Annotated in this window: 20 protein-coding genes; 9 read left to right on the top strand and 11 right to left on the bottom strand. The window is 57.4% G+C overall.

Features of this window, described 5'->3' with window-relative positions:
* Positions 1 to 203 precede the first annotated feature (203 nt).
* The 6 genes from ACR0KC_RS07485 to ACR0KC_RS07460 all read left to right on the top strand — a co-directional run bounded on the left by ACR0KC_RS07485 (position 204) and on the right by ACR0KC_RS07460 (position 7,447).
* Positions 204 to 701: a class I SAM-dependent methyltransferase gene (locus tag ACR0KC_RS07485; RefSeq protein WP_170564502.1), complete on the top strand. Its 498-nt coding sequence runs from the start codon at positions 204 to 206 to the stop codon at positions 699 to 701.
* Between the two features lie 93 nt (positions 702 to 794).
* On the top strand, positions 795 to 1,424 hold the full coding sequence (locus tag ACR0KC_RS07480) for a glutathione S-transferase (protein ID WP_170564505.1): 630 nt from the start codon (positions 795 to 797) through the stop codon (positions 1,422 to 1,424).
* Positions 1,425 to 1,522: 98 nt separating this feature from the next.
* On the top strand, positions 1,523 to 3,925 hold the full coding sequence (locus ACR0KC_RS07475; protein WP_480705677.1) for a GcvT family protein: 2,403 nt from the start codon (positions 1,523 to 1,525) through the stop codon (positions 3,923 to 3,925).
* Between the two features lie 2 nt (positions 3,926 to 3,927).
* Positions 3,928 to 5,472: a trimethylamine methyltransferase family protein gene (locus ACR0KC_RS07470; protein ID WP_480705675.1), complete on the top strand. Its 1,545-nt coding sequence runs from the start codon at positions 3,928 to 3,930 to the stop codon at positions 5,470 to 5,472.
* Positions 5,473 to 6,156 carry a TetR/AcrR family transcriptional regulator gene (locus tag ACR0KC_RS07465; RefSeq protein ID WP_170404600.1) on the top strand — a complete coding sequence of 228 codons (684 nt, stop codon included), beginning with the start codon at positions 5,473 to 5,475 and terminating at the stop codon, positions 6,154 to 6,156. It abuts the gene before it with no gap.
* The gene (locus ACR0KC_RS07460; protein WP_480771665.1) at positions 6,143 to 7,447 is read left to right on the top strand and encodes an NAD(P)/FAD-dependent oxidoreductase; all 1,305 of its coding nucleotides are present in this window, start codon (positions 6,143 to 6,145) and stop codon (positions 7,445 to 7,447) included. Before ACR0KC_RS07465 ends, ACR0KC_RS07460 begins: the two co-directional genes overlap by 14 nt.
* Here ACR0KC_RS07460 and ACR0KC_RS07455 read toward each other — a convergent pair.
* A complete protein-coding gene (locus tag ACR0KC_RS07455) occupies positions 7,444 to 10,839 on the bottom strand; it encodes an indolepyruvate ferredoxin oxidoreductase family protein (protein ID WP_480771664.1) in 3,396 nt (1,131 codons plus the stop codon). The two genes, ACR0KC_RS07460 and ACR0KC_RS07455, sit on opposite strands and share 4 nt — an antisense overlap.
* A gap of 146 nt (positions 10,840 to 10,985) precedes the next feature.
* On the opposite strand from ACR0KC_RS07455, the gene ACR0KC_RS07450 reads away from it, so the two are divergent.
* Positions 10,986 to 11,447: an Lrp/AsnC family transcriptional regulator gene (locus tag ACR0KC_RS07450; protein ID WP_170511280.1), complete on the top strand. Its 462-nt coding sequence runs from the start codon at positions 10,986 to 10,988 to the stop codon at positions 11,445 to 11,447.
* A gap of 3 nt (positions 11,448 to 11,450) precedes the next feature.
* Here the strand turns inward: ACR0KC_RS07450 and ACR0KC_RS07445 are convergent, their stop codons facing one another.
* A complete protein-coding gene (locus tag ACR0KC_RS07445) occupies positions 11,451 to 11,840 on the bottom strand; it encodes a DUF3307 domain-containing protein (RefSeq protein ID WP_170397621.1) in 390 nt (129 codons plus the stop codon).
* A gap of 169 nt (positions 11,841 to 12,009) precedes the next feature.
* On the opposite strand from ACR0KC_RS07445, the gene ACR0KC_RS07440 reads away from it, so the two are divergent.
* Complete coding sequence (locus ACR0KC_RS07440; protein WP_480771663.1) at positions 12,010 to 15,051, top strand: ABC transporter transmembrane domain-containing protein; 3,042 nt, start codon at positions 12,010 to 12,012, stop codon at positions 15,049 to 15,051.
* Positions 15,052 to 15,074: 23 nt separating this feature from the next.
* On the opposite strand, the gene ACR0KC_RS07435 is transcribed toward ACR0KC_RS07440, so the two are convergent.
* The 7 genes from ACR0KC_RS07435 to ACR0KC_RS07405 all read right to left on the bottom strand — a co-directional run bounded on the left by ACR0KC_RS07435 (position 15,075) and on the right by ACR0KC_RS07405 (position 21,711).
* Complete coding sequence (locus ACR0KC_RS07435) at positions 15,075 to 16,307, bottom strand: mandelate racemase/muconate lactonizing enzyme family protein (protein WP_480771662.1); 1,233 nt, start codon at positions 16,305 to 16,307, stop codon at positions 15,075 to 15,077.
* A gap of 21 nt (positions 16,308 to 16,328) precedes the next feature.
* Positions 16,329 to 17,423, bottom strand: a complete 1,095-nt coding sequence (locus ACR0KC_RS07430; RefSeq protein ID WP_480771661.1) for a zinc-binding dehydrogenase — start codon at positions 17,421 to 17,423, stop codon at positions 16,329 to 16,331.
* A gap of 214 nt (positions 17,424 to 17,637) precedes the next feature.
* Positions 17,638 to 18,351, bottom strand: coding sequence for an alpha/beta fold hydrolase (locus tag ACR0KC_RS07425; RefSeq protein ID WP_480705664.1), 714 nt, complete (start codon positions 18,349 to 18,351; stop codon positions 17,638 to 17,640).
* A gap of 11 nt (positions 18,352 to 18,362) precedes the next feature.
* Positions 18,363 to 19,151 (bottom strand): 3-oxoadipate enol-lactonase, encoded by a 789-nt coding sequence (gene pcaD / locus ACR0KC_RS07420; RefSeq protein WP_480771660.1) that lies wholly within the window; start codon positions 19,149 to 19,151, stop codon positions 18,363 to 18,365.
* Between the two features lie 75 nt (positions 19,152 to 19,226).
* On the bottom strand, positions 19,227 to 20,201 hold the full coding sequence (locus ACR0KC_RS07415) for a threonine/serine dehydratase family protein (RefSeq protein ID WP_170626513.1): 975 nt from the start codon (positions 20,199 to 20,201) through the stop codon (positions 19,227 to 19,229).
* Positions 20,198 to 21,025, bottom strand: a complete 828-nt coding sequence (locus ACR0KC_RS07410; protein ID WP_480737182.1) for an alpha/beta fold hydrolase — start codon at positions 21,023 to 21,025, stop codon at positions 20,198 to 20,200. Before ACR0KC_RS07410 ends, ACR0KC_RS07415 begins: the two co-directional genes overlap by 4 nt.
* Positions 21,025 to 21,711 carry a haloacid dehalogenase type II gene (locus ACR0KC_RS07405; RefSeq protein WP_480571020.1) on the bottom strand — a complete coding sequence of 229 codons (687 nt, stop codon included), beginning with the start codon at positions 21,709 to 21,711 and terminating at the stop codon, positions 21,025 to 21,027. Before ACR0KC_RS07405 ends, ACR0KC_RS07410 begins: the two co-directional genes overlap by 1 nt.
* Before the next feature lie 124 nt (positions 21,712 to 21,835).
* Between ACR0KC_RS07405 and ACR0KC_RS07400 the strand changes: the two genes are divergently transcribed.
* Positions 21,836 to 22,264 carry an FKBP-type peptidyl-prolyl cis-trans isomerase gene (locus tag ACR0KC_RS07400; RefSeq protein ID WP_170818117.1) on the top strand — a complete coding sequence of 143 codons (429 nt, stop codon included), beginning with the start codon at positions 21,836 to 21,838 and terminating at the stop codon, positions 22,262 to 22,264.
* Positions 22,265 to 22,275: 11 nt separating this feature from the next.
* On the opposite strand, the gene ACR0KC_RS07395 is transcribed toward ACR0KC_RS07400, so the two are convergent.
* Both ACR0KC_RS07395 and ACR0KC_RS07390 read right to left on the bottom strand, forming a co-directional pair.
* Positions 22,276 to 22,464 carry a hypothetical protein gene (locus ACR0KC_RS07395; protein ID WP_170397589.1) on the bottom strand — a complete coding sequence of 63 codons (189 nt, stop codon included), beginning with the start codon at positions 22,462 to 22,464 and terminating at the stop codon, positions 22,276 to 22,278.
* Between the two features lie 59 nt (positions 22,465 to 22,523).
* Entirely contained in the window at positions 22,524 to 23,315 is a 792-nt protein-coding gene (locus ACR0KC_RS07390) for an enoyl-ACP reductase FabI (RefSeq protein ID WP_170397587.1), read from the bottom strand.
* Positions 23,316 to 23,317 lie beyond the last annotated feature (2 nt).

Genomic DNA, 23,317 nt, shown 5'->3' with positions numbered 1-23,317 from the left:
TAGAAAACATCGGCTTTGTGAACTCCCTGTCTTTTTTGAGCAGTTTCGCGCGGTTGGGGCGGCGTAGTCAAACACCTTCTTCACCCGAATTGTCGCGGAATCGTGAAACTCGGGCCGTATGGCTACACAAAGTCTTGAGTTTTTGCCATCAAAGGCGCAATCGCCCCCCGACTGGTGTCGAATGATTTTGAAAGAGGTGCCCCGTGTCCGAGCAACAAAGCCGATTGGATCTGTTCATTGACCGAATGGTCTCGCAACGTGCTTGTCTGGACTTTGCCATCGCGCAGACCACGGGGCAGCCTGGTCCGGTTTTTGAGCTGGGATTGGGAAATGGGCGCACATATCACCACATGGTTAAGCACATTCAGGACCGTCCCGTTTATGTTTTTGAACGGGCCGTTGCGTCTCATCCTGATTCGACACCGCCCGATGATCTGGTGATTCTCGGTGATGTGCGCGAAACATTGCCTGCTTCGGTCACGCGATTTGGCGCGTCAGCCAGTCTGATCCATGCCGATCTTGGGGGACACAACCGGCAAAAGAATGATGCTTTTGCCCGCCTCGTCTCACCTTTGATCGAACCGCTTCTGGCGCGGGACGGACTGATGGTTTCCAGCGATCGTATGTATTTCGAAACACTGACCGAGGTGCCGCTGCCAGAAGGGGCGGTCGACGGGCGCTGTTTCATCTATCGGCGTTGATCTGCCGTAGGGTCACTGTGTGATCCGACTCGCGCTGTAGTACCGGGCCGGTCTAACGTCTGAGGCGTGAAGCTTTGGAGGGGACCGTCAAAAATGCTTTTCTACGATTGCTCGACCGCGCCAAGCCCGCGCCGTGCTCGGATGTTTATCGCGGAAAAGGGGCTGAAGATTGACACCCGCGATATCTCAATCGCCAAGGGTGAACAGCTTAGCGATGCTTTCCGGGCTGTGAACCCTGGTGCAACGATTCCTGTGCTTGTTACGGATCAAGGTACCACGCTTACAGAAAATCTTGGCATCGCCACCTATCTCGAGGCGCGCTTTCCGGAACCTGCCTTGATGGGGCAAACGCCGGATGAAAAAGGCGAAATTCTGATGTGGAATGCCATCGCCGAACAACAATGTGGCGCACCAATCGCGGAAACTTTGCGCAACACCCATCCTTCGTTCAAAGGCCGCGCGATCACCGGGCCTGCAAACCACGCGCAAATCCCTGAACTAGCGCAGCGGGGGGCTGAGCGGGTGCGTGCCTTCTTCGATTTGCTTGAGGCCCGTCTGCAAGTGAGCGGTTTCGTTGCGGGTGACATGTTTTCACTGGCCGATATCACCACATTTGTGTTTGTCGATTTCGCACGTGTCATCAAGATGCGTATCCCAGAAGAGAACACGGCCACACGCGCCTGGTTTGATGCCGTTCAGACACGCCCGAGCGCCCGGCTTTAAGCTGATCCGGGTGCTGTCCCTCGAACTGTACAGAAATGTCTAGACAGAAGTGAACAGTGCCTCTAGCGTCCTCTGCGAGTCATGCAGGGGAGCGCAGGATGAAATCTCAGTATCGTGTCGTAGTCATCGGTGGCGGCGTTGTCGGCGCCTCGGTTCTGTACCATCTCGCCAAGTTTGGCTGGTCAGATGTGGTCATGCTGGAAAGGCGGCGTTTGGCCTCGGGGTCTTCGTGGCACGCGGCGGGAGGCATCCATGCGCTGAACGCAGATCCGAACATGGCGTCGCTGCAGGCCTATACGATTGATCTGCTCAGCGAGATCGAAAAAGAGTCGGGTCAGAATATCGGCCTGCACATGACCGGCGGCCTGACGCTGGCGGGCACGCCCGAACGGTGGGAGTGGCTGCAGGCCAACTACCGCATTTTTCAGTCCATCGGCATTGACGACTGTGAGTTGTTGTCGCCAGAGGAGGCGCAGAAACGCTGCCCGATCATGTCCACCGACGGCGTGCTGGGCGCGATGTGGGCGGATCGCGAAGGTTACATCGATACAACCGGTACGGTTCAGGCTTATGCAACTGCGGCCAAGAAACGTGGCGCGGAATACTACGAAGAAACCAAGGTCGAAAGCCTGACACAGACTGCGGATGGTTGGGAAGTTGTGACCGACAAAGGCACTATCACTTGTGAACATGTGGTCAACGCTGCTGGCCTCTGGGCCAAACAGGTGGGGCGCATGGCCGGAGTGGAGCTGCCGGTTTCGCCGCTGAAACACCACTATCTGATCACCGATACGGTGCCTGAGGTGGCCGAGGCGGATTTCGAGATGCCGATGACGGTTGATCTTGAAGGCTTCACCTATATGCGACAGGACCAGAAGGGCGTTCTGGTGGGCATCTACGAGGTCGATCACGAGCACTGGGCTATGGACGGTGCGCCGTGGAATTACGGTGAAGAATTGTTCCAGGAACAGCTCGACCGGATCGAGAACGAGCTGACGCTGGGCTTTGAACGGTACCCGTCGATCCAGAATGTTGGCATCAAAACATGGGTGAACGGCGCGTTCACCTTCTCACCCGATGGCAACCCGCTGGTCGGTCCGGTCCCAGGCAAGCGCGGTTATTGGTCAGCTTGTGCGGTGATGGCCGGATTCCTGCAGGGTGGCGGCGTTGGTAAGACGCTGGCCGAATGGATGATCCATGGCGATCCTGAGGCCGACGCATGGCCTATGGACGTGGCGCGCTATGGCGATTTCGCTCAGAACAAACGCTACATCCGCGAAACAACCGGTCAGTTCTATTCCCGTCGTTTCGTGATGACTTACCCGAACGAGCAACTGCCCGCAGGTCGCCCGCTGAAGATGGCCCCAGCCCATGATGCAATGACCGAGGCGGGGTGCAAATGGGGCGTCAGCTGGGATCTGGAAGTACCGCTTTACTTTGCGCCCAAGGGCTTTGAAGAGACGCCGACGCTGAAACGCTCGAATGCGCACGACATCGTGGCTGAGGAGTGCAAAACCATCCGCGAAGGCGTGGGACTACTGGATATCTCGGGCTTTTCGCGCTTCGAGGTCACAGGCCCAAATGCCGAGGCTTGGCTAGACAGGATCATGGCGTCGAAACTGCCTGCACCGGGGCGTGCCAAACTGGCTCCAATGCTGGGTGAGAACGGTCGCCTCAAGGGTGATCTGACCGTGCTGAACTGGGGCGACGGGACCTGGTGGATCATGGGCAGCTATTATCTGCGCGCATGGCATATGCGCTGGTTCAATGATCACATGATGGACGCCGTGAATATCCGCGATCTGGGCGAGGAATATTGCGGTTTTGCCGTGGTTGGGCCGAAATCGCAGGCTGTGGTCGAGAAACTGGCCGAACAGGATATCTCGGGCCTGAAATTCATGGGCTGCGGCGACTTTGATATCGGTCTGGTGCGTGCCCGTGTGGCGCGTATGTCTGTGACGGGCGAAAAAGGGTATGAGATAAACTGCCGCTATGGCGACCATATCAAACTGCGCCGGATGCTGCTTGAGGCTGGGGCCGGGGACGGTATCCGCGAATGCGGATTCAACGCGATGCTGTCGACGCGGCTTGAGAAGAGCTTTGGTATCTGGTCTGCAGAGTTCACTCAGCTTTACACGCCAGGCATGACCGGAATGGATCGCTGGATCGACTGGAACAAGGATTTCGTTGGCAAAGAGGCTGCGCTGGCTGAACGCGATGGCAACGGTCCGGCGCAAGTTCAAGTGACGCTTGAGGTTGATGCGCTGGACGCAGATGCCAGTGGGTATGAACCGATCTGGGCTGGGGATGAGCGCGTTGGATTTGTGACTTCGGGTGGCTATGGCCACTACACGGGCAAGTCGCTGGCCATGGCTTTGGTCGACCGCGACAAGGCTGAACCAGACACCGAGTTGTCGGTGCATGTGGTCGGTGTCGAACGCCCGGCCCGCGTGATTGCGCCGTCGCCCTATGACCCGCTGGGCAAAGCGATGCGAGGTTGACCATGTCGGACTTGGGCCAAAGACGCCGACGGCGCGGGCGCGGGACCGATGTCGCCCCGCAATCTAGTCGCGAGGTGAATTATCGCCAGTTGCGCAATCCGTTTCCACAGATGGAAGTGTTCCCGACGGATCAGATTGCAGATATGCACGACACCGCATTGCGCACACTGGAAGAGTTGGGCGTGAAAGTTCTATTGCCCGAAGCGCGGCGAATCTACGCGCAGGGTGGCGCCCGCGTGGATGAAGACAGCGAAATGGTCTTCATCGGGCGGGATATGGTTGAGGCTGCGGTGGCCTCAGCTCCGAAATCCATCGGCTGCCGGGCGGGCGCGCGGCACCGGGATTTCACTTTGGAGCTGGGCTCTTTGGTGTTCCAACCCGGGGCTGGCGCTCCAAACGCGACCGATCTGGAACGCGGTCGGCGGCCAGCGAGTGGGCAGGATTATCTGGAGTTCCTAAAGCTCACTCATCACTTTGATGTCTTCCAGATGATCTCACCGCAGGTCGAACCGCAGGACGTGCCAACCAATGTGCGGCACTATTTCACCACACAAGCGCAGATGGAGCTGACGGATAAGTTCCCGTTCTTCTTCTCGCGGGGCACGCCGCAAGTGATGGACTGCTTCGAGATGCTCTCAACGGCGCGAGGTCTGTCTGACAAGGAGTTCCGCGCTAACGCCCATTGTTACACGATTATCAACACCAACAGCCCGCGGACGCTGGATATTCCAATGGCTCAGGGGCTGATCGACTTTGCGCGCCATGGTCAGATGTCGATCATCACACCCTTTACCCTGATGGGCGCAATGGCTCCGATCACGGTGGCCGGGGCCATCACGCTGTCCCATGCCGAGGCACTTGCGGCCTTGACGCTGACCCAGCTTACCAACCCCGGTGCGCCGGTGTGCTATGGGACCTTTACCAGCAATGTCGACATGAAATCAGGGGCGCCTGCATTCGGGACACCCTCGCATTTTCAGGCGTCTTTGGCGGCGGGCCAGTTGGCCCGGCATCTGGGCCTGCCCTGGCGGTCTGCGGCGGGGTCTGCGGCAAATATCAACGACGTTCAGGCCGCCAATGAAAACCAGTTCGGCCTGTGGGGCTGCCTGATGGCCGGGGCGACGGTCATCATTCATTCGGCCGGATGGCTCGAAGGTGGCCTGACCGTATCTTTCGAGAAGATGATCTGCGATGCCGAGGTGTTGAACATGGTGGCCGAGCTTTGTGCAGGGGCACAGGCCAATGGTGCAGAGATCGGGTTTGATACTGCGCTGAGCGAGGTTGAACCCAGCGGACATTTCTTCGCCACGAGCCAGACAATGGAGCGCTATAATACCGCATTTTATGAGCCGCACCTGCATGATTACGCAAATTTTGGCACCTGGACCGAGCGTGGCGCGATCGACGCCAACCATCGCGCGACCGGTGTATGGAAGGAAATCCTGGCAAATTTCAAAGCACCGGCATCAGATACGGATCGCCTTGGTGCGTTGAAGGATTTCATAGCGCGCCGTACAGAAGAGGGCGGCGCACCGCCGGAGAGTTGAATGAGCACCAAACCCATCCTGCACAGGGACGATCCCGAAGCTGAGCCACTGATTGGTAACGTCAAGGTCACGCGCGATGATTGGCTGAACGTGGCCATGGACGTCCTGATTTCGGACGGGGTCGAGCAGGTGAAAGTCATGAACCTTGCCGAGCGGATGGCGGTCTCGCGCTCATCATTCTACTGGTACTTCAAGTCGCGGCAGGAATTACTGGATGCGCTGCTGGCGCGATGGCAGGCGACAAATACGGCGGCCTTGATCGCTCAATCCGAATTGCCTGCTGAAACGATCACGGCTGCGGTTTGCAATGTTCAGCGCTGCGTTGTGAATACCGAACTATTTGATACGGCGCTTGATTTTGCTGTGCGGGATTGGGCACGAAGATCGGGAAAGGTGCGGCGTATGCTGGACCAGTCCGATGCCCGTCGCCTGGCCGCGCTGCGCGCGATGTTCATCCGGTTCAACTATGATGAGACCGAGGCAGAGACGCGGGCGCGGGTGCTATATTATATGCAGATCGGATATGATCTGGCGCAGTTAAACGAACCATTGGCGATCAGGCTGTCGATGGTTCCACACTACCTTTATGTTTTTACAGGGGTCGAACCGCGACCCGAGGAAATCACCGAATTCAGCGCGTATGCGAAACGTTTCTGGGAAGGGGCAGGACATGAACCAACCTGACGCAATCATCATTGGCACCGGTGTGATCGGAGCCGCCATCGCGTTCGAGATGTCCAAGGCCGGTTGGAAAATTCTGTCGTTGGATCGCAATGCGCAGGTTGGGCATGGCTCGACCGCAGGCTCTTGCGCGATAATTCGGATGCATTATTCGACCCTCGATGGAACCGCGTTCGCCTGGGAAGGCTATCACTATTGGCGTGATTGGGCGAACTATCTGGGCTTGCCCGACACAGCCGATTTGGCGCAGTTTCGTGAGACCGGGTGTTTGGTCGTCAAGACCGAGGCCAATGGGTTTCTTGAGAAACATAAGAAGTACAGCGCCGAACTGGATTGTCCGTTTGAAGAATGGACACCTGAGCGGATTACCGAACGTCTGACGATCTATTCTCTGGACAGCTTTGCCCCGGCGCGGCGCATGGATGATCCGGAGTTCGGCCAACCGAACGGAGATCGGATTCAGGGCGCAGTATTCTGGCCGAAAGCAGGTTATGTGACCGATCCGGCCTTGTCGGCGCAAAACCTGATGGATGCCGCCAAGCTGCATGGTGCCGAAGTGCGAACAGGCGCAGACGTACGCGAAATCCTGTCGCAGCAGGGGCGCGTCGCAGGTGTCAGACTTGCCTCTGGTGAAGAAATCCACGCCAAAGTGGTGGTGAATGTTGCCGGTCCCGGGTCAGCGCTTGTCAACGAAATGGCCGGGGTTCTGGGTGACATGACCATTCAAACCCGCCCGCTGCGGCAGGAGGTGGTGCATGTACCCGCGCCCGAAGGATTTGATTTCGAAACGCAAGGAACAATTGTCTCGGATAGTGATATCGCGCTGTATTGCCGTCCAGAACATGGCAATCATATTCTGATCGGTTCCGAGGATCCGGCTTGTGATCCGCATCAATGGTGCGAAGATGATGTAAGCTATAACCACGATTTTACGGATCAATGGACCACGCAGGCCATGCGTTATGCCCAACGGGTCCCTAGCCTGGGGATACCCTCCAGAACCCGTGGGGTGGTGGATTTGTATGATGCCTCGACTGACTGGATTCCGATCTATGACAAGTCCAGCCTGCCGGGGTTTTACATGGCCTGCGGCACCAGCGGTAACCAATACAAGAACGCGCCGATTGCAGGCAAAATGATGGCTGAACTGATCGACTACGTCGAAGGCGGTGCGGATCATGACGACAAGCCGATGCAGTTTGAACTGCCTTACATTGGACGCACAATCGACACCGGTTTTTATTCCCGCAAGCGACCGGTCAATACCGATAGCAGTTTCTCGGTGCTTGGTTAACGCGCCATCGCGCGCGCGTTCTCATAGCTTTCTTCCCGTACTCGACCGAAACCGCGTATCTGGTCCGCAGCTGACAGCGCGTCCAGCCACTCGGCCTCGGAATGGGCGGAGGGGTTTGTCAGATACATGTCCAACAGCGATTGGTACCAGTTTAGGATATCTCGATGCAGTCGCGCTTCGGAGTGATAGCCGAAGGGGTTCAGGACCGAGCCGCGCAAACCACGTAGACGGGACAGTCCCCGCAGAACCGGGCGCATCCATGGACCCAGTGCAAACTTGAGGGGGCGGCCCCGTTCGTCCTTGCGCCAGCTGAGCATTGGCGGGGCGAAGTGGTAACTGGTTTTGAAATCTCCCTCGAACTGTTGCTTCAGTTCGTTGTCGAAGTTTTGGGACGTTTGCAGCCGGGCCACTTCGAACTCGTCCTTATAGGCCATGAAGCGGAACAGGTTACGGGCTACGGATTCTAGAAGATCGTCGGATATTTTCGGGTTCGACGCGCGGATTGCTTCAATCTGTTGCGCATAGCGATCCGCATATGCGGCATCCTGATAATCTGTCAAAAACGCCACCCGACGCGCAATCACCTGATCCAAGGTGCCGTTTGCCTCTTCGGGTAGTGCCAGCCCGTGAATGCGGTCGGGGTCAGCCGCCAGACAACGCCCAAGAGCAAAGGCCAGCCGGTTTTTTTCGACGGCAACACCGTTCAGCAAGATGGCCTGAGCCAATGCAAGGTGCGATACCGGAACCAGCTCGTTTTGCCATGCATAACCCAGCAAAATGACGTTGGCGAAGACGGAATCCCCCAGTAGCGCCTCAGCTATTGCATTTGCGTCAAGGCTGGCGAGATTGTCCACCCCAACCACATCTGCGATCGCCTGTTCCCGCTTATCGACCCGCAATTGGGCATCGCGACGCAGGACAAGATCGCCGGTGGGCATCTCAGCCCTGTTCAGCACAACGCGTGTCCCGCGGGCATAATGAGCTGAGGCTTTGGGGGCCGAACTCACCACCACATCACAGCCAATCACCGCATCCGCAGCGCCTTGATCTATGCGTACTTGGTTAAGCGCATCCGGAGCTGCGCCAAGGCGGATGTAACTGAGTACCGTGCCGAATTTCTGCGCAAATCCGGTGAAATCCAGGACCGAGGCACCTTTGCCTTCCAGATGCGCGGCCATAGTGATCAGGGCCCCAACCGTGACAACCCCAGTGCCACCCACGCCTGTCACAAGCAGATCAAACGGTGTGTCCAAAGATGGAAGCTTTGGGTCCGGCAGGCCTGTTTCAAGCGCATTGAAGTCCATTTCGATGGCGCGCTTTCGTCGGGTTGCGCCCTCAACGGTCACAAAACTCGGACAGAACCCGTTCAAGCACGAAAAATCCTTGTTGCACGAACTTAGATTGATCTTGCGCTTGCGCCCTAGCGGGGTTTCTCGCGGCTCAACGCTCAGGCAATTCGATGCGACCGAACAATCGCCGCAACCTTCGCAGACAAGATCATTGATCCAGACGAACGTCGAGGGGTCCTCCATTGTCCCACGCTTGCGGCGGCGGCGTTTCTCGGTGGCGCAGGTCTGTTCATAGATCAGGACCGTGACTCCGGGTATGTCGCGCAGTTCGCGTTGCAGGCTGTCCATCTTTGCCCGGTCGTGGAATGTGGTGCCAGCCGGGAAATCGGATCGGTGAAACTTGGCAATGTTGTCCGAGACCAGCGCGATCCGCGCAACGCCTTCAGCCCGGCAGGTTTGGGCAATGCCTGCAACGCTGACAGGTCCATCCACTGGTTGCCCTCCGGTCATTGCGACCGCATCATTGTAGAGGATTTTATAGGTGATATTTGTCCCTGCCGCGACCGCCTGACGGATCGCGAGTGATCCAGAATGGTACCACGTCCCTTCGCCAAGGTTCTGGAAGATATGCTTTCCGCCATTGAATTGTGAGGCCACCACATGGGGTACGCCTTCGCCTCCCATCTGTGCATAGCCGACCGTCTCGCGATCCATCCAAGATGCCATTACATGACAACCAATGCCGCTGGCAGCGGTAGAGCCTTCTGGAACTTTGGTTGATGTATTGTGCGGGCAGCCCGAGCAGAAATAGGGTGTCCGTGTTGCGCCCGGGACGTTGATCACGGGCGGTTCTGTCTCAGTCAGTGCACGCGCTTTGGCAGGCAGGTTTTCTTCAGGGAAGAACGTGTTAAGTCGGGCGGCAACAATAGGGGCCAGCATGAAAGGGCTGAGTTCCCCGGTCCATGGGATCAGCGGTTCGCCATGGCTGTCATATTTACCTACCATCTTATGGGGTTTGTCGCCGGGCCAGTCATAGAAGTATTCTTTGAACTGGCTTTCGATGATGCCGCGCTTTTCCTCGACGACCAGAACCTCGGCCTTGCCTTTCACAAAGCGCAACGCGTTGCGACGGGCCAGCGGCCAGACCATGCCAACCTTGTAGATGTCGATCCCCAAGCGGCGACAGGCGGCTTCATCAAGGTCCAGCAAACGCAGCGCCTCCATGAGATCGAGGTGCCCCTTGCCGGTGGTCACGAAGCCGAACTTCGCACTGTCGATGTCATAAATACGCCGGTCGATGGGGTTTTCTTCGGCAAAGGCCCGAACGGCGCGCAACTTGTGCTGGATGCGGGTCTCGATCTCGGGCGAGGGCAAATCGGCAGTGCGGACGTGCAAGCCGCGTTCGGGCAAGTCGATCTGCGGCAGGGAAAAGCTGCGATCCGGGTGCAGATCGACGGACCGCGCGCTTTCGACCGTTTCCGAGACCGCCTTGAACCCGACCCACGTGCCTGAGAAACGGGACAGAGCGAACCCGTACTCGCCGAATTCCAAATATTCCTCGACCGAGGCTGGGTTCAATGTCGGCATGAACCACGACATGAAGGCCACATCCGACTGATGGGGCATCGAAGAACTGACGCAACCATGATCATCGCCTGCCACGACCAGCACGCCACCTTTTGGCGCAGACCCATATGCATTCCCATGTTTCAATGCATCGCCTGATCGGTCGACACCGGGGCCTTTACCGTACCACATCGAAAAGATGCCCTCGACCTCGCAATGCGGGTCCAAAATGGCCTGTTGCGCACCCAGAACCGCCGTTGCGCCGAGGTCTTCGTTCACGGCGGGCATAAACGTGATGCGATCTGTCTTCAGTCGGTCCTTTGCGCGCCATAGCTCAAGATCCAGCCCGCCCAGTGGCGATCCGCGATAGCCCGAGACAAACCCCGCCGTGTTCAGCCCGGCCTGACGGTCGCGTCGGGCCTGGTCCATCATAATCCGCGCCAGGGCTTGCGTGCCTGTTAGAAAAACCCGGCCCTGCGTCAGGGTATTGCGGTCTTCAAGCCGATAGGTGCGGGGGGAGGGTTCGTGGTGGCTCATTGCTGCGCGTCCATGGGTTTTTGTCTTTGGTGTTCGGTTATTTTAACCCCCCGCAGGTGAATTTCTGTTTCAGATTTTGTGCGAGTTCCGCAAAATATGATATAATTCACCAGATTTAGTTAAAATTACGGATGAATCTTTCTAAGATGACCACTCTTGATGATCGGGACCGCCGCATTCTGACGCTGCTTCAAAATGACAGCCGGGTTTCAAATGCCGAATTGGCAGATGCAGTCGGCATGTCGGCCTCAGCCCTATGGCGCAGGGTGCGCGCGCTGGAAGAGGCTGGGGTGATCGAACGGTATGGCGCTTTGGTGAACCCTGCCGAGATGGGGTTGACGTTCGAAGCAATCGTGCATGTTCACCTGACCCGGCATGACCCGGACAAGATTGTTGACTTCATCCGTGCCGTCGAGATCAGCCCCGAAGTGCAGGAATGCTACGCCACGACAGGTCAGGCGGATTATCATCTGCGTGTCTTGTGCAGGAATCTGTCTGCTTACAACACGTTTCTGGAAGATTTCTTGTTTCGATTACCCGCCGTCGCCAGCGCGCAAACGAATGTCGTGCTGCGGACGATCAAGCGGAACCGACCGGTGGTACCCTGAAGCTTAAGCCGCGAAAGCCACCCAAGCCCAAGCCATGCCAATATAAGTAAGGTTGTGAAACAACTGATCCAGACCAGCGGCACGCCAAAAAGCGGCCTGATTGGGTTGCAACTGTTTGCGGTCAGAATAGTTGGCTTTGGCAAAGTCGATGTGGAAATGCACGATCCATTCCAACGCAGCGATGATCAGTATGAATTCAATCGGGGCGCGAAATAGCGCGAAAATCACGACCGAACCCACAACATGCACAGCAGCATGTTGCGCGCGCCCCATGTGGAAATACGTGCCTCGCCCGGAAAGCATCTTGGGCGTCTGTAAATAATAGTCGGCGAACATGTGTTTGATCTGAAGCAGGCACAGCAACAGAAACACAGCGCCAAAGCTGGCAGGCAAATGAATCCTCCCGATATCGTCCTGAATCAGGAGATTAGGGGGTAAACGCGAAACGCGCAAATGAACTTGTTCACACAACGCAAATTAGGCGCAAATCGGAAATTCATTTGCGTCCGAGGATACGATTGCGGTAAATTCGGCCCGTTGTATTCACGCCAAAATCAGTGATTTGAGCGGCGGATCGTTAGTAGGGGCGGGTTCAATAGAACGATCGATCTTTCAGTTCATCTGGAAATACTCGAAGCGCGACCAGTTGATTTTGCTGGCCGTGACGTCGACCTTGTTTCCTTTGCTTTACCTGACGTTGGAGCTGCCCAAGCGCATCATCAATGACGCAATCGGCGCGACAAGTCAGATTGTCGATGTCTGGGGTTATAGCCTGACGCAGACCACTTTTCTGATGATCCTGTGCTTTGCCTTTCTGGCTGCGGTGCTGGCGCACGGGCTGATGAAGATGCGTATCAACACCATGAAGGGTGTTCTGAGCGAGCGTATGCTGCGTCGCTTTCGCTATCAGTTGATCAACCGCGCGCTTCGCTTCCCACAACCATATTTTGAGCGGGTCAGTCAGGGCGAAATGGTCTCGATGATAACCGCTGAAAGCGAACCGATGGGTGGGCTGATGGGGGATGCGATCAGTCAGCCCGTGCTGCAGGCGGGACAAATGATCACGATCCTGTCCTTTCTGTTCCTCCAAAGCGTTTGGTTCGGACTGGCCGCGGTGGCGTTGATCCCGCTGCAGGCCTGGCTGATCCCGCGATTGCAACGCCAGATCAATCTTCTGAACAAGAAGCGCATTCAAGAGGTCCGCGTTTTGGCTGCCCAGATCGGCGAGAACGCTGCCGGTGCTTCGACCCTGCGCGCCAATGGCGGTTGGCGATATCGGCGGGCGATGATCTCGGATCAGCTGGGGCGGCTGTTCGCCATCCGCTTTGAGATCTATCAGAAGAAGTTCTTTATGAAGTTCATCAACAACTTCATATCGCAGCTGACGCCATTCATGTTCTACCTTGTCGGTGGCCTGCTGGTGTTGCAGGGATCTGTTTCGCTGGGTGCTCTGGTGGCTGCGCTGGCGGCTTACAAAGACTTGAGCTCACCCTGGAAAGAACTGCTGACCTATTATAATCAAACGCAGGACATGTCGCTGCGATGGGATGTTGTGATTGATCGTTTCGCACCGGATGGAATGATTGATGAGGCCCTGTTTGACGGAGAGCCAGCGGATCGTCCGCATCTGAATGGCGATATCGTACTGAATCAGGTCTCGGTTCGTGATATCGACGGCAATCAGGTTTTGGATGATCTGGACCTGACGTTTCCAGCAGGTAAAACGGTCGGCATTTCGGCCACCAGCGAGGAAGATCGCCATGCGCTGACCGAGTTGCTGACCCGCGAGATTCTGCCAACCTCTGGCCGTATTGAAATCGGCGGCATCAATATGGCTGGCCTGCATCAAAGCGTTGTTGCCCAACGAATAGGTCTAGCAACCTCGCGCCCCATAATGTTTCAGGGCACGTTGGGTGAAAATGTGATGATGCCGATGCGGTCACATCCATTGTCCAAGTCCACCGAGGATCCGGATTTCCCCGAGACGCTGAGGGCAGGTAACAGTGCTGATCCATTCCACGTCGAATGGCTAGATCCAGGATCGGCAGGCTTTGACGATACAGCACGGCTGCGCGATTGGTGGCTGAAACTGATCGATGGCATGGGCTCGGGCGCTGCGTTGTTTCAGCGCGGTGCCGAGCAGGTGTTTGATGCGAATGAACGCCCGGAACTGGCAGCAAAACTGGTCGAATTGCGCCCTCGGGTTCAGAAGGCGGTGCGCGAGGCCGGGCTTGATCAGCAGGCGCTGATTTTCGATCGCTGCGCGTATAACCCTGCGCTACCCGTTGCTGAGAACCTGTTGTTTGCCACCCCTTGTGTTCCAGTGACACGGCAATTGCTGGCACAGCAGACCGTGTTTCTGGGCCAGTTGCGCGAGTTGGGGTTGGATGAAACCCTGATCAGCCTGACACGCGACGTAATTGAGATGCTGCGCCAGATATTTGGGCTTGATGGAACAGATCATCCTTTGTTTCGCAAGCTGGGGCTTGAGGCCCAGACCTACGAGGCCGCGGTTGAATTGGTCGAGCAAACCCGCAAAGAAGGCGCAAACGGGCTGGATGACGGACAATTGGCTAGCTTGCTTTCGGTGCCATTTGTGATCTCGGCCGAGCAGATTGGCCCGGCGTTTTCGGATGAGCTGAAGAACCGCATTCTTGAGCTTCGCCACAGCCACTCGGCCAAATTGCTGGAACCGTTGCACGATGTATTCGTCCCGTTGGATGAAGATGCCTTTGCACCCGGTTTGACGGTCATGGAAAACGCACTGTTTGGCAAGGTCAGCCAGATCGGCGGTGCGCGGACCGACGAGGCGCGCAAACTGATCGTCGATGTTCTGGCCGAGAACGGGGCGCGACCGATGGTGGTGGAACTGATCTATGATGTTCCGGTCTCGATTGGCGGCCAGAACTTGCCTGCGGTATTTGCCGAACCGCTGGCCTTTACCCGCGCTGCGATCAAAAAGCCGGATATTCTGATCCTGGAAACCGCGCTTGCCAGCTATGATATGGAGACACAGGTCGCAGTTTATAAAAATCTGCGTGAATTGCTGCCCGAAACTACTGTAATCTATCTAAATGATGCGTTCGAAAATCCAGATGTTTTCGACATGTATGTTGAAATCCGTCAGGGCCGGGTCGTGACGGGTGAAGGCCCAACCGACGTCGACGGCGACGGTGCGGCGTCTGCCGATCTGGTACGCAAATTGCGTGCGCTTGAGCAGACCCCGTTGTTCTCTGGGCTCGACCGTCGCCAGCTTCGACTGCTGGCCTTTGGTGCGCGCTGGTTCGAAGCGAAACCTGGCCAGGTGGTGTTTCTGAAGGATGATCAGCCAACCGATGGCGCCTATGTCATCCTTGAGGGCGAGGCAGGATTGTACCTGCCGCGTTCGGGCGAGGCCGATCAACTGATCACAACGGTTGGTGCGGGCGCGTTGGTGGGAGAGCTGGGGTTGATCCGAAAAGAGCCTCGGGCGTTGAGCATGGTGGCTGAAACGGAACTGTCCTGCCTACGGATCGGTGAGGAGGAATTTCTGGCGGTCGTCGAGAACGATGCAGCCACAGCCTTTAAACTGTTGCAGGTCATCGCGGGGTATGTCTCGAACTGATCGGCCTGCTCGCCTGTCGATTGTTACCCTTCGGTTGCGGGTGCCCCGCCTTGAAACGCATTCCCATTTGCATAGTCACATGGTGTTTCCTGCATCTGTAGGTGCAGCCCGTCACCTTTGTAGGGATGGGCTCGGGCAAGGCCTTCATCGACCTCGATACCAAGGCCGGGCTCGATCGGAGGAGTGACGAACCCCTTCTCGACGCGGATGCTTCCCTTTATCAGTTGATCGTGGAATGGGGTCTCGATGCTTTCAAGCAGCAGCAGGTTCGGGATCGACGCCGCAAGATGAATATTCGCCGCCCACTCGATCGGTCCCGCATACAGATGGGGTGCCATCTGGGCGTTGAAAACCTCGGCCATTGCGGCGACTTTCTTCATCTCCCATATACCACCAGCGCGACCCAGCGCAGGCTGAAGGATTTCGGCGGCCCCGGCGCGCAGGACCGCGCCAAATTCCGCCTTGGTTGTCATCCGTTCACCGGTTGCGATAGGGATACGGACAGTGCGCGCCACACGGGCCATATCCTCGATCATGTCGGGGGGTGTGGGTTCTTCGAACCACAGTGGTGAAAAGGGTTCCAGCGCTTGGCCCAGACGTATAGCTCCGGCTGTGTTGAACTGACCATGAGTACCGAACAGCAGATCGGCCTTGTCTCCAACTGCCTCACGGATCGCTTTGCAAAACGCTATCGACATTGAGATATCGGACATAGCGGGCATGTGCCCACCGCGGATCGTATAAGGCCCGGCAGGATCAAACTTGACGGCGGTATAGCCGCGCCGGACCATTTCAGCAGCACTTTCTCCGGCCTGCTCAGGTGAAGTCCAGAAGTCCGTCAGGTTATGCTGAGGAAGTGGGTAGAGATAGGTATACGCCCGGATACGGTTGTTCATCCGCCCACCCAGCAGCGCATAGACCGGACGATCACGATCCTTGCCCAAAATGTCCCAGCAGGCGATTTCGAGCCCCGAGAACGCACCCATGACGGTCAGGTCTGGTCGCTGAGTGAAGCCGCTGGAATAGGCGCGGCGGAACATCAACTCGATATTCTCGGGGTTTTCGCCCTGCATGTGCCGTTCGAATACATCGCGAATGACATGGGTCATGGCTTCGGGACCAACCGAGGACGCGTAGCATTCCCCCCAACCGATCACGCCCGTATCCGTGGTGACCTTGACCAAAATCCAATAGCGCCCACCCCAACCCGGTGCCGGAGGCGCGGTGACAATGACATCGAGATCTTGCAGTTTCATCGGGTGTTCCTTTTGCGGGGTTCAGTCGCGATCAAACAAGATTACATTGCGTTTGGCCGCACCGGACCTGGTGTCTTCGATGGCCTCATTGATCTGTGACAGGGTCCAGCGACCCGAGATCAACTCGTCCAGTCTCAGCCGCCCCTGTTCATACAGATCGATCATCCAGGGGATGTCTCGCTGGATCACTACATCGCCCATTTTTGAGCCCACCATGCCCTGGCCAAGCGCGGCCAGCACGACGGGTTCGTAACTGGACATGTCACCAGAATGGGGCATCCCGATCATGATCGCCTTACCGCCCCGACCAAGATAACGCGGGGCCTGATCATAGGCGGGGATTGCACCAACAGTAATCAAGACGGCGTCTGCGCCACGTCCGCCCAGCGCCTTGTAGGCGGCTTTCCACGGCTCTTTCTGGCTGGCCAAAACACCATGGGTCGCGCCGAACTCCATTGCGATATCCAGCTTATCCTGTGTCATATCGACCGCAACGATACGGCGAGCTCCGGCAATACGTGCGCCTTGGATTGCGTTCAAGCCGACGCCCCCGGCGCCGATGACAACCACGTCCTGCCCGGGGCGAAGCTGGGCGGCGTTGACTGCTGCACCAACACCGGTGATCACCCCGCAGGACAGCAGGCTGGCAAGGTCCTTGGGCAGCGTTTCGGGAATGCGGACGATTTGTCGGTGGCTGACAACTACCTTTTCGGCAAAGGCCCCGCATGCCATGGCCTGTTCCAGCGCATCACCTTCGGCAGTCTGCAGCGGGCCTTTGACCGTGTCATACGGTGTCTCACAAATGGTGGGCTTGCCACCGGCACAGGACGGACAGCTTCCGCAGGCGCGGATCAACGTGACCACGACGGGATCACCAAGTTTGAAATCCCCTGCGCCCTCGCCAACGGCAGAAACGAAGCCTGCCGCCTCGTGCCCATAAACCGCGGGCAAGTGGCCGCCCCATGCGCCGCTTGCAAAGGAAATGTCCGAATGGCAAATCGCCACTGCATCCAGCGTTACCTCGACCTCGCCCATGCCGGGTGGTGCGATCAGGATGTCTTCGATGACCAGAGGTTCGCCGAAGGCCCGGCATACGGCTGCTTTGATGGTTTGCATGTGTTTTCCCGCTCCCTAACGGGATCACGGTGACCCGTCCCGGCGGGACCTGCAAGGTGGAAACCGTCACGGATGTGTCGTTGTTCTGCCAAAGTGGGGTAGACGCAAAAGAATCCACCTATTGATAAGCATTGTGTGGGTCATCGGTTCAGTGTGCGACAACCAAACAGATCGGCGCACGGCGTATCGGGGTCGGGACATCGACGGTGGCTGGCTACATTCGTTGCGAGATCTGGTGCATCAACCCGGCAAGATGCTCAGGATGCGAAAAAAACGGCGAGTGAGAGCTGTCTATCGTAAGGTGCATATCAGGGTCCGCGCAGCCCGCCATCTCGGCCTGATATTCGGTCGGAACGATTCTGTCATCGGTAGTTCTGATGTACCCTTTTGGAACGCGCGCGAAGTTATCGCCGACGTCTAGGGGGGTAGTCTGCGGTGCAATCGCCTGGGGGCACAGGCGCGCGAATGCATAGGCAACCACCTCGCGCGCGCAGTCGTGATAAAGCAGGTCGTGCACCTGATCCGGTACCACCGAATACGACAACCCGTCGCCGGATACTTCGACGGCATTTCCGATCAGTTGGCGTGGGGCTCGTTTGCGCATTTCGACCATAGATAGCCCGGATTTCGGAACATAGGCACTTAGATAAATCACACCTCGCATGGCGTTCGCGTCGGTCTCGGCAGCCGCACTTACGGGATATCCACCCCACGAGTGCCCTAAGATGATGGTCTTTGGTGTCGAAGCCTTCAGCACGGCATCTCTGCACGTTCCAAGGGTTACATCGCGGATAGGCGTCGGGTCCGAGCCGTGGCTTGGCATATCGATGGCGCGGGCGGTATGTCCGAATGTGGTCAATTCCGGGATCAGATCGCGCCAGCACCAGGCACCGTGCCACGAGCCATGTACAAGCAAGAAATCTGCCAACAATCCCTCCTTCAAATATGTCCGATCTCTGTCAGAAAATCACCGATCAGTTGGGCAAAGTCCTGAGGGTGCTCGACGCAAGGCAGGTGGTCTGCCTTTCGGATCAGCGCAAAGCGTGAGCCAGGGATCAGATCGACCGTTTCGCGCACCAGATCGGGCGGGGTTGAGCCGTCTTCGCTGCCCGCAATCCCCAAGGTCGGCAGGCGCAATCCGCTGGTTGGCGTATAGAAATCGGTGCCAGAAATTGCACTGCAGCAGCCCAGATAGCCATCGACCGGTTGTCGGACCATCATGTTGCGCCAAAGCGTCATCTCGGCGCTGGCCCGAAATGATTTCGAGAACCACCGATCCATGGTGGCATCCGCCAGTGCCTCGATCCCGCCTTTACGGACAGCATCCATACGCTGCTGCCACATCTCGGGAGTGCCGATCTTGGCGGCCGTATTCGACAGCACCAGCGCGCGGATCTGATCCATACGCTTGACCGCCAGGCCCTGCGCAATCATGCCACCGACGGACAGACCCACGAATACGCAATCCTTGACCTCTAGATAATCCAGCAATTGTTCGGCGTCGCGCACCAGATTTCCCATGGAATAGGGCGCTGAGGGTGCTGTTGACAATCCGTGCCCGCGTTTGTCGTACCTAATGATGCGCAGCCCTTTGGGCAGTAGCGGCAATATCGGGTCCCACAGCCGCATATCCGTGCCCAGTGAATTAGCAAACACGATGGGGGCGCCAGCGGCGTCGCCATCAATTCGGTAGTGTATCCGAACATCTTTGAGGTCAGCGATATGCATGTTTAGCGTCCCCGTCTGCTCAGGGTGTCGGTTAAAACGACTACAACCGGATTTTGCACCGGCTGTAAGCGATTGTCAGGTAAGGAATTCCAACGCCCGTTCAAAGATCTGCGGATCCACGTTGCCGCCCGAGGCGACTACGATCACCGCATTCCCATCAATCTGATCCTTGCGAAACAGGGCAGAGGCCAGCGAAACCGCTCCTCCGGGTTCCAGCACGATCTTCAGACGCAGAAACGCAAAGGCCATGGCGCGTAGGGATTCCTGTTCAGATACCGACAGACCAGGGCCGCAAAGCCGCTGCAGGATGGGAAAGGTAATCTGCCCCGGCTGTGGCGTCAGGATTGCGTCGCAGATATTTCCCGAAGTAGCGTCGTTGCTTTGGATCGTCCCGCTTGCCAGCGAGCGTTTCACGTCTTCGAACCCTTCAGGCTCGCATGGACGAGGGCGCAGACCGGGCGCGTGACGCTCTAATGCCAGCGCTATACCAGATGTCAGCCCGCCGCCGCCACAGCAGATCAGCACGTCACCTTCGGTCACGCCCAGCGCCCGTGCCTGACGCGCCAGCTCCAGTCCCGTTGTTCCCTGGCCAGCGATCACTTGCGGTTCGTCATAAGGCCGGATCAAGGTCAAACCGCGCTCGGCAGCCAATGCCTCGCCGATGTCTTCGCGGCTTTCGCTGGCGCGGTTATAAAGGACGACCTCACCGCCCAGCGCGCGGGTGTTTTCAATCTTCAGCTTCGGCGCATCCGAGGGCATGACGATGACGGACGAGACTCCATGTTGAGCCGCTGCATAGGCAACACCCTGTGCGTGATTGCCCGAGGAATAGGCGATGACGCCCCGGTTGCGCGCCGCTTCATCCAATGCCGAAATAGCTGACCACGCGCCGCGAAATTTGAAACTGCCGGTGTGTTGCAGGCATTCGGGTTTGATCAGCACGCGGCGACCCGCGATTTCATCCAGGAAAGGCGATGACAGAAGCGGCGTCTCGCGCACGTGACCTTTCAGCCGCTCGGCGGCGGCTTCGATCATGTCTATGTTGCTCATTTGGCGTCCAGTATCTTGCGGATCAGGTCTAGGGATTGAGGCTCGTTCAGGAACGGGACATGTCCTCGGTCCGGCACTTCGGTCGAGATCAATTCGGGGTGGTGTGCGTGCATCTTCTGCACCGTGGCTTTGCTCAACAAGTCGGAATTTGCACCGCGGATCACGCCGGTGTGGATCGTGCTCAGGGCGTCGAACAAAGGCCACAGGTCCGGTACCGGGGTGATGGCGGCCTGCTCGATCAGCGCTTGTCGCAATGCGGGGTCATAACGCAGCTGTAGCCCGGTATCGGTTTGAATGTATTGATGTTCTACCTGCAGTTTCCAGACGTCCTGAGCGATGCCCGGGAACTGTGGCGCCATCATCGTTTGCAGGACCTGCGCAGCCTCATCATAGGATTGTGAACTTGGGGGATTGCCGACATAGTCCATAATCTTGGCAATGCCACCGGGTTCGATCACCGGGCCAACGTCGTTCAGGATAACACCTGCCAGCCGGTCAGGATGGCTGGCGGCCAAGGCCATGGCGATCAGCCCCCCCCGTGACGTGCCCAACAGGGTCACCTTCTCCAAACCCAGCTGATCCAGAAGTTCGACCGCATCCTGTCCTTCGCGCAGGATGTTGTAATTCATGTAGTTCGCATCAAAATCGGACTTGCCGCGCCCGCGATAATCCATCGCAATCATACGAAGATCACTCATATGTGGCGCAAGAAATGAAAAGTCGCGGCAGTTGCGCGTCAAGCCAGCCAAGCAAAGCAGAGGATGGCCCGTGCCGGTATCTTCATAGTACAGGCGTTTGCCGTCCGAGGTGGTGAAATATGCCATCAAAGCCCTGCCAATTGAGGGATCGTCGTCAGGTCTGGCAGCACATGTGCAGGTTTCCACGGCAGACGGTCCATTGGTTCGCCAGCGCGGTTGACCCAAGCTGTGACAAATCCATAGCCACTGGCCCCGGCAGCGTCCCAGCCGTTTGAGCTGACGAACAGAACTTCTTCGCGCGTACAACCGAACCGGTTTTGCACCAGATCGTATACGCTGGCATGGGGTTTGAAGACCCCCACGCTTTCGACCGACAGAACATCATCCAGCACATCACCGATCGCGGCAGACTGCACCGCCCCGTTCAGCATCGGGGGTGAACCGTTGGACAAGATGGCGGTCTGCAACCCACCGGCCTTCAGCGCCTTCAACATATCGGGGACCTCGGGATAGGCCTGCAATTCCCAATACAAATCGAGCAGACGCTGCCGAAGGGTGATATCCCCCTGAAGGCCTACCGCTTCCAAGGCCCAATCCAGCCCATCTTGCGTGACATCCCAAAAGTCACAATGCGCATCAGCGACAGCACGCAACCATGTATATTGCAGTTGCTTCAGACGCCAGTGATTGGCCAACTCGGGCCATTTGCTAGCCAACGCTTCAAATCCGGGCTCTGTTGCGGCCTGCCTGGCGGCGGCGGCCACGTCAAACAGAGTGCCATAAGCGTCGAATACACACGTGGTGATAGCCATCCGATCCTCCCCTGATCGGGCGCAGGTAAACACAACCGGTTCCGGGGTTAAAGAGGGCAGGGTTTACAATGCTGTGTCAGCCTCTAGGCTGCGCCGTTCATTTCTTTTCAGGCCGGAGGCCATCATGACCGCAATCAAACAAGGCGACACGGTTCGCATCCACTACACCGGAACTCTGCTGGACGGCAAAGTCTTCGACAGTTCCGAGGGGCGCGATCCGTTGGAGTTTGCGGTTGGTTCCGGGCAGATCATACCCGGTCTGGACGCTGCCCTGCCGGGCATGCAGATTGGCGAGAAAAAGCGTGTGGAGATCGATTGCGTTGACGCCTATGGCCCGATCAATCCGGGCATGCGGCAGCAGATCCCGCGTGAAGGCATCCCGGATGACATTCCGCTTGAACCTGGCACGCAGTTACAGATGCAAACTCCTGACGGTCAGGCATTGCCAGTGACTGTCGTCGAGGTAGATGAGGCGACGGTGACCTTGGATGCAAATCATCCACTAGCGGGGCAAGATCTGGTCTTCGATATCGAAATCGTTTCGATCAACTGACGCTGATTGGATCAAAGGCCCGGGATATGTGACAACAACGGCTCAATCGCATCGCGCACGGGCGGTTGGGTCAGAAACACAAAGGCAATCAGCAGCGATGTGAGAATCAGCAGCAAAAGACGCGCACGTCCGCTTCCTGATTTGCGTTTCAAAGCTGGCGAGCGCGTGTTGCTCGCAAGGATCTGTTCAAGTTTGCTCATATCGTAATCCCTGCGGGGCAAAGATGTTCAAATCTTGGCACCCGCAGGGAAAGATATAGTCACATGGCCTCTGGCTGGGGCATGCCCAGAATATGATACCCGCCGTCGACGCGGATGATCTCACCCGAAGTATAGCTGCCGGCGTCGGACGCAAGATACACGGCGGTGCCTCCGACGGCCTCCAGCGTGGCATTCGAACGCATCGGTGCGTTCTGGTCGCAGAACTTGTAGGTCTTGCGTGCACCACCAATAGCCGCACCCGCCAATGTTTTCATCGGGCCGGGCGAGATGGCGTTCACGCGAATACCCTCGGGGCCCAGATCGTTCGCCAGATAGCGCGTCGCCGATTCCAGCGCAGCCTTGGCGACGCCCATGACATTGTAGTTTGGCACAACCTTGTTCGATCCCTGATAGGTCAGGGTCAACAATGTGCCGCCATTGTCCTTCATCAGCGGATAGGCGCGACGTGCAACTTCGATGAACGAATAGGCCGACACATCCAGCGAGTGTTTGAAGTTTGCCCGCGTGGTGTTCAAGAATCGACCGGTCAGTTCGGACTTGTCCGAATAAGCGATAGCGTGGACAACAAAATCTATTGTTGGCCAGCGGGCGGACAACTCGCCAAACGCGCGATCCAGTGAATCATCATCGGTCACATCCGCATCGACCATGAAGTCGCTGCCCAAGCTTTGGGCCAGCGGTTCAAGCCGTTTGCCAAACGCCTCGCCCTGATAGGTGAAAGCCAGCTCAGCGCCTGCTTCGTGCATGGCTTTGGCGATGCCCCACGCGATAGAGCGGTCATTAGCCACGCCCATGATCAGGCCGCGTTTACCCTTGAGAATATCCGACATCT

Source organism: Ruegeria sp. CF3 (genome assembly GCF_056537365.1).
Note: the sequence above shows the minus strand (reverse complement) of the source record. Positions and strands in the feature narration are given on the sequence as shown.

Excerpts from the sequence above, each read along its gene's own strand:
- ACR0KC_RS07480 (WP_170564505.1), top strand. The coding sequence starts at position 795 with ATGCTTTTCTACGATTGCTCGACCGCGCCAAGCCCGCGCCGTGCTCGG.
- ACR0KC_RS07475 (WP_480705677.1), top strand. The coding sequence starts at position 1,523 with ATGAAATCTCAGTATCGTGTCGTAGTCATCGGTGGCGGCGTTGTCGGC.
- ACR0KC_RS07470 (WP_480705675.1), top strand. The coding sequence starts at position 3,928 with ATGTCGGACTTGGGCCAAAGACGCCGACGGCGCGGGCGCGGGACCGAT.
- ACR0KC_RS07465 (WP_170404600.1), top strand. The coding sequence starts at position 5,473 with ATGAGCACCAAACCCATCCTGCACAGGGACGATCCCGAAGCTGAGCCA.
- ACR0KC_RS07460 (WP_480771665.1), top strand. The coding sequence starts at position 6,143 with ATGAACCAACCTGACGCAATCATCATTGGCACCGGTGTGATCGGAGCC.
- ACR0KC_RS07455 (WP_480771664.1), bottom strand. The coding sequence starts at position 10,839 with ATGAGCCACCACGAACCCTCCCCCCGCACCTATCGGCTTGAAGACCGC.
- ACR0KC_RS07450 (WP_170511280.1), top strand. The coding sequence starts at position 10,986 with ATGACCACTCTTGATGATCGGGACCGCCGCATTCTGACGCTGCTTCAA.
- ACR0KC_RS07435 (WP_480771662.1), bottom strand. The coding sequence starts at position 16,307 with ATGAAACTGCAAGATCTCGATGTCATTGTCACCGCGCCTCCGGCACCG.
- ACR0KC_RS07430 (WP_480771661.1), bottom strand. The coding sequence starts at position 17,423 with ATGCAAACCATCAAAGCAGCCGTATGCCGGGCCTTCGGCGAACCTCTG.
- pcaD (WP_480771660.1), bottom strand. The coding sequence starts at position 19,151 with ATGCATATCGCTGACCTCAAAGATGTTCGGATACACTACCGAATTGAT.
- ACR0KC_RS07415 (WP_170626513.1), bottom strand. The coding sequence starts at position 20,201 with ATGAGCAACATAGACATGATCGAAGCCGCCGCCGAGCGGCTGAAAGGT.
- ACR0KC_RS07410 (WP_480737182.1), bottom strand. The coding sequence starts at position 21,025 with ATGGCATATTTCACCACCTCGGACGGCAAACGCCTGTACTATGAAGAT.
- ACR0KC_RS07405 (WP_480571020.1), bottom strand. The coding sequence starts at position 21,711 with ATGGCTATCACCACGTGTGTATTCGACGCTTATGGCACTCTGTTTGAC.
- ACR0KC_RS07400 (WP_170818117.1), top strand. The coding sequence starts at position 21,836 with ATGACCGCAATCAAACAAGGCGACACGGTTCGCATCCACTACACCGGA.
- ACR0KC_RS07395 (WP_170397589.1), bottom strand. The coding sequence starts at position 22,464 with ATGAGCAAACTTGAACAGATCCTTGCGAGCAACACGCGCTCGCCAGCT.
- ACR0KC_RS07390 (WP_170397587.1), bottom strand. The coding sequence starts at position 23,315 with ATGTCGGATATTCTCAAGGGTAAACGCGGCCTGATCATGGGCGTGGCT.